Annotated in this window: 3 protein-coding genes and 1 pseudogene; 3 read left to right on the forward strand and 1 reads right to left on the reverse strand. The window is 40.0% G+C overall.

Going from position 1 to position 2,001, the window contains the following annotated elements:
• On the reverse strand, window positions 1-106 hold a 106-nt coding region (locus AC1DUW_RS27000; RefSeq protein ID WP_477643947.1), incomplete at its 3' end, for a hypothetical protein.
• 1 nt (window position 107) lies between these two features.
• Between AC1DUW_RS27000 and gcvT the strand changes: the two are divergent.
• From gcvT to gcvPA, 3 genes and pseudogenes are all read left to right on the forward strand, one after another.
• Window positions 108-653, forward strand: a pseudogene (gene gcvT, locus AC1DUW_RS27005) (glycine cleavage system aminomethyltransferase GcvT); the annotation flags it as partial.
• Between the two features lie 154 nt (window positions 654-807).
• The gene (gcvH, locus tag AC1DUW_RS27010) at window positions 808-1,203 is read left to right on the forward strand and encodes a glycine cleavage system protein GcvH (RefSeq protein ID WP_477643945.1); all 396 of its coding nucleotides are present in this window, start codon (window positions 808-810) and stop codon (window positions 1,201-1,203) included.
• A gap of 1 nt (window position 1,204) precedes the next feature.
• A partial coding sequence (gene gcvPA, locus AC1DUW_RS27015; protein ID WP_477643946.1) for an aminomethyl-transferring glycine dehydrogenase subunit GcvPA occupies window positions 1,205-2,001 on the forward strand: 797 nt, incomplete at its 3' end.

The raw sequence follows: 2,001 nt of genomic DNA on the forward strand, positions 1-2,001 counted from the left end.
TAGTTCCTGCTTCTAAGAGCTTTTCCCAGAGTACTACCGCTTTGTCTGCTGCTAAATAAAGTTCATATCCATTTTCTCCTGTGTAACCTTCCGGGATTACCGACATACTTGTATCCCGTACAGGTTACACAGGAGAAAATGGATATGAACTTTATTTAGCAGCAGACAAAGCGGTAGTACTCTGGGAAAAGCTCTTAGAAGCAGGAACTACGAATGGATTACAACCATGTGGACTTGGTGCACGGGACACACTTCGACTTGAAGCACGTCTTGCACTCTATGGCCAAGAACTCAGTAACGATATCAGCCCGCTTGAAGCAGGAATCGGCTTTGTCGTAAAGACGAACAAAGAAAGTGACTTTATCGGAAAATCTGCTCTTACAGAACAAAAAGAAGCTGGATTAAAACGAAAATTAGTAGGGATTGAAGTAACAGGCAGAGGGATTCCGCGTCATGGTTACAAGGTGATTTCACAAGGTGGAGAGGAAATAGGTATTGTTACATCCGGAACACAATCACCATCTTTGAAGAAAAGCTTAGGTCTAGCCTTGGTATCAGCCGACCAAGCTGAAGTGGGGACGCCGATAAAAGTGGAAATTCGTAATAAACTAATTGAAGCTGTTATTGTTAATGCACCATTCTACAAAAGATAAGTGGAAATATTTTATTAGAGTTATCGTGTAGTTTTTAAGTCGATTTCCGCTACTTTACATGCAGCCCGAAATCGACAACCTGCTATGAGTAAAATCAGTCTTTTATTTTCTGAATTATAACAAAAATCAAAAAAACGGAGAGGGAGAAAAAACAATGACAAAAGTTACATCAAGTTTACGATATAGCAAAGAACATGAGTGGGTGCAACAATTAGAAGGAAATCGTGTACGTATTGGAATCTCTGATTATGMACAAAAGGCGTTAGGTGATATCGTCTTTGTTGAAAATCCAGCGATTGATGATGAAGTAACTGTCAATGAATCGATGGGAACGATCGAGTCAGTTAAAGCAGTTTCCGAACTTTATTCACCTGTTTCAGGTACGATAGTTACTGTAAACGAAGAGTTAGAAGGCGCTCCAGAGACGATTAACGAGCATCCATTTGAAGCAGGGTGGTTAGTCGAAGTAGAAATGTCCAATCCAGAAGAATTAGATTCACTTCTAAACGAAGATGAATATCAAGCATTTACTAATGAAGGGGAGGAATAATATGACAGCCACTTATAGATACCTCCCTGATACGAAACAGGACCAAGAGGAAATGCTCAAATTTTTAAATATTTCTTCTATAGATGAGTTATTTGAAGATATTCCAGCTGAAATTAGCCTGCAGGATGAGCTAAACATTCCAGAGGCGGTTCCTGAACCGCTTCTTTTGAAAAAAATGAATCAGCTTGCTACAAAAAACAAAAATGCAAATCATTACCCAACTTTTCTAGGTGCAGGTACCTATGATCACTATATTCCAAGTGTGGTAAATCATATGATTTCACGTTCCGAATTTTACACAGCTTATACACCTTACCAACCGGAAATCAGTCAAGGTGAATTACAAGCGATTTTTGAATTTCAAACGATGGTTTGTGAGTTGACAGGAATGGATGTGGCTAACTCTTCCATGTACGATGGTTTTACATCGCTTGCAGAAGCTGCATCACTTGCCGTTGCATCTACAAGACGTTCAAAAGTACTTGTATCCAAAGCGGTACATCCTGAATCCCGTGCTATTTTACATACAGTAGCTGGAGGTCCGGGATACACAGCTGAGGAAGTAAATCTTGCTGATGAGGTTACAGATTTAGGGAAGCTGCAAGAACAAATCGATAAGGACACTGCCGCCGTAATTGTTCAATACCCAAATTTCTTCGGTTCCATTGAGGATTTAAAAGCAATTAAGAAAATTGCGGAAGAAAAAGGTGCCCTTTTAATCGTAAGCGCCAATCCTCTTGCACTAGCACTCTTGCAGGCTCCAGGTAAACTTGGGGCAGATATTGTGATCGGTGATAT

It is taken from the genome of Peribacillus sp. P4_C12, from assembly GCF_056402095.1.